Origin of the sequence: Roseiarcus sp., assembly GCF_052145395.1 — a bacterium.
In the GTDB taxonomy this organism is placed as follows: Bacteria; Pseudomonadota; Alphaproteobacteria; order Rhizobiales; family Beijerinckiaceae; genus Roseiarcus.
The window spans coordinates 1-2,887 of the sequence record NZ_JBKQOT010000290.1 but is presented as its reverse complement, the minus strand read 5'-3'; the positions used below and the strand labels follow the sequence as shown (position 1 = coordinate 2,887).

Sequence of the window (2,887 nt, the reverse complement as noted above, 5' to 3'; positions counted from 1 at the left end):
TGAAGCCGTGCTCGGCTTCCTGCGCGAGACCGTGCCTCGCCGGTTCGACGAGTTCTCGTCGACTATCACCGACAATTTCCGCGTCATCGACCCGAAGGATTTTCGGATCCTCGCGTGACACCGCTATCGGCCAAAAAAATGCCGATCGTTATGGCGAGCTGATACGCCGACACGAAGCGACCTCGCCACGAAGCTGGGGCCAGCTCGGCCGCATAGAGCGGCGCAGCCACCGCCGCGACCCCGACGCCTGCGCCGATAATGAGGCGCCCCGTCACAAGAACCATGGTTGCAGGGGCAAAAGCTTGAATCGCGGCGCCTAGGGTGAACAATACGCCGGCAATCAGCACGGTGCGCTTGCGGCCCATGCTGTCCGCGAGTTCGCCGCCCACGAGCGCGCCGAAGAGTGCGCCCAGCGTGACCCAGCTCGTGACGACCTCGACGATGAACGGACTCAGCGCGAACGTCGATTTGATGCCCGTCAGCGCGCCCGAGATCACGCCCTGGTCGTAGCCGAAGAGCCCTCCCGAAAAGAGGACCACGACGAGCACGACGGCAAGCCAGGGCGTGAACGAGACGCGTGGCGGCTCGGTGGCGCGAGCTCGGGCGATGCCCGATAAGGTCGTCGAAGGGCCGAGCGGAGCGAGAGGGCTTGGATCGAGCTTCGACGAAGCGCTCATGACGATGGTCCCTGGCCAATAGCGGCGCCGCAACTCATGACCGCCGCTCTAATCGCCGGACATGTCCGCTTCAGTGCGTGTCGCGGCGCCGGATGGAACCTAACCGTTCAGGGGTCGTCACGGCGACCCTCGGAAACTACTCAGCCGCGAACTCCGCGTGGGCATGAGTATTTTCCGGGGCTGCTTCAGGCGAGCACGACTGCGGTAGCGTTTTTTCGATGCGGCGAGGCTTGGGTCACTTGGGCGCGAGCGCTCGGGAGACCTTGTCCGGCCGGATTGCGAAGAGACCAGATCTGGCCCCACGAACCGGAGCGGGCGGCGCGCCGTCGCGATCCCGCTCTTTCCAAAGGTCGTTCTCGGCGAAATTCGCATGCGGGTCGAACCGCGGCATGAGCGACAGGCATATCAACAATGAACGTTCCCGTTTCACCGCGAGACATGGCCGTCCCTGAGGACTCCTCCACCCTTGGAATGGGCGTCTTGGGTTCCGAAGAATGGCGGCAGCTCGACGCCTACTGGCGCGCTGCGAACGACCTGTCGGTCGCGATTCCCCCGGCTTTCGACATGCGGGTGCAAAACGACATCGATCGCTTTTATCTGGTGCAGGACGTCGTGGATAACTTGTCCGATCTCGGCGGCAAGGGCGCCTATCTGAAACAGGCGATGCGCGACAAGCTCATCCGGCACAAGCACTACATCGACGAGCATGGCGAGGATTTGCCGGAGATCCGGAACTGGAGATGAGCCGCGTCGCAATGAGGGGCCCTGTTGCGCCTCGGTTTGAAAATGAAGCGGAATGGAGATTCGCGCGCTGGCGGCGTTCGCTTCCAGTGTTTTTGGTCGAAAGCAGGAGGGTTCGATGACAGAACTTTACGTGTTTCGGGGAACCGTTGGAAATGCGGAGATGGTTACGGATGATAAAAGCGGTAACAAATTACCGCTTCATTCGTTCGGAAATTGGGTTTTTTCGAGAACCATCGTTTTCAACGCCGAGACGCGCCTTATCGGCGGCGCCGACTGCCGCCAGGTGCTCGCAAATGTTGCGAAGGATGGGTATCACCATTGGCCGGAACTGGCGTCTGACTTCCCCCCGCGACAGAACGACTAACGCCCCGCGGACCTAACGCTGTGACAGGCGACCCGCTGACGTCATCGGCAACGTAGTGCGCTCGGAGTCAGCCGTGGCGCGCAAGACCATGACGTCGGACCGGACCTGTGGAGATTGTGCGGCTGAAGATTTCCGCGCAGGGGGTTCTGTGAGTACATTCCGATTCTTGCCTGCGACAGTCCATCTCGATCCTATGGGGTTGGCCATGGCGCAGGAGGCGTTCATGAAATGGACTCGAATTGAAATGAACTGGAGGCGATTCAAGGACAAAATCGTCTTCCGGAGTTTCCGCTCGTCTGGCGACAGCCAGCGCTCTGATCCGATCGGAGCCAAAGTGTCGGGGGTCGGCCAAGGCGATCAGTCTCAACCAGCGGCCTTTCACCCCGACGATCAGGGAAGGCGGAGTGAGTTTTCGCTGCATATCGGCTGCTGACCGGATCGTCGGCATTCGAGCGTCAAGCGCCCTCGACTATTCATGCGCCCTGCGCGGCGACGGACCTGAAGCTCATGATCGCAAGGCCGAAGAAGAGGCCGCCTATTCCCGCCACCGCCAAAAATTCCGGCCACACCACGTCGAGCCCCGCGCCGCGATAGAGGATCGATTGAGCAAACGACACGAAATGGGTCGAGGGCGAAGCCTCCATAGCCGTCGCAAGCCACGGCGGCATGCTCTCGAGCGGCGTATTGCTGCCCGAAAGCATGTTCATGGGCAGATAGACCAGCACGAAGAGCAATCCGAGCTGAGGCATTGAATGGGCCACTGTGCCCAGAAAGATTGCAAAATGCGACGGCGCCGGTAGCGCCCTCCTGGCGGAGGAGACCAGCCGCAGCGATCATTAATCGAGGAGTCAGGCTTTGAAGAGATCCTACGAGACCCGCACGGCCCGGGCTCTATTCGAACCCACTCAAGCCGGCGCCCTGAAACTCGCCAACCGCATCGTGATGGCGCCGCTCACGAGAAATCGCGCCGGTCCGGGTCTGGTCCCGGGTCCCTTTGCTGCTGAATATTACGCCCAACGCGCCACGGCCGGCCTCATCATCGCCGAAGCCACCCAGATCTCGACCCAGGCGCAAGGCTACGCGGATACGCCGGGCTGCTATA

At 61.5% G+C, this 2,887-nt stretch carries 5 protein-coding genes and 1 pseudogene; 4 read left to right on the top strand and 2 right to left on the bottom strand.

The genetic code is table 11. The annotated features are described in order from the left end of the window. Positions 1-83: 83 nt before the first annotated feature. On the bottom strand, positions 84-548 hold the full coding sequence (locus ACLP25_RS09715) for an MFS transporter (RefSeq protein ID WP_442468995.1): 465 nt from the start codon (positions 546-548) through the stop codon (positions 84-86). Positions 549-1,157: 609 nt separating this feature from the next. On the opposite strand from ACLP25_RS09715, the gene ACLP25_RS09710 reads away from it, so the two are divergent. The 3 genes from ACLP25_RS09710 (at position 1,158) to ACLP25_RS09700 (ending at position 2,218) form a co-directional block, all read left to right on the top strand. Next, positions 1,158-1,421 carry a hypothetical protein gene (locus ACLP25_RS09710; RefSeq protein ID WP_442468994.1) on the top strand — a complete coding sequence of 88 codons (264 nt, stop codon included), beginning with the start codon at positions 1,158-1,160 and terminating at the stop codon, positions 1,419-1,421. 52 nt (positions 1,422-1,473) lie between these two features. Beyond that, positions 1,474-1,785 (top strand): hypothetical protein, encoded by a 312-nt coding sequence (locus ACLP25_RS09705; protein WP_442468993.1) that lies wholly within the window; start codon positions 1,474-1,476, stop codon positions 1,783-1,785. Positions 1,786-1,990: 205 nt separating this feature from the next. Then, complete coding sequence (locus ACLP25_RS09700) at positions 1,991-2,218, top strand: hypothetical protein (protein WP_442468992.1); 228 nt, start codon at positions 1,991-1,993, stop codon at positions 2,216-2,218. Positions 2,219-2,258: 40 nt separating this feature from the next. Here ACLP25_RS09700 and ACLP25_RS09695 read toward each other — a convergent pair. After that, a pseudogene (locus ACLP25_RS09695) lies at positions 2,259-2,561 on the bottom strand (ABC transporter permease); the annotation flags it as partial. A 79-nt stretch (positions 2,562-2,640) separates the two neighbouring features. Here ACLP25_RS09695 and ACLP25_RS09690 point away from each other — a divergent pair. After that, a partial coding sequence (locus tag ACLP25_RS09690) for an oxidoreductase (protein ID WP_442468991.1) occupies positions 2,641-2,887 on the top strand: 247 nt, incomplete at its 3' end.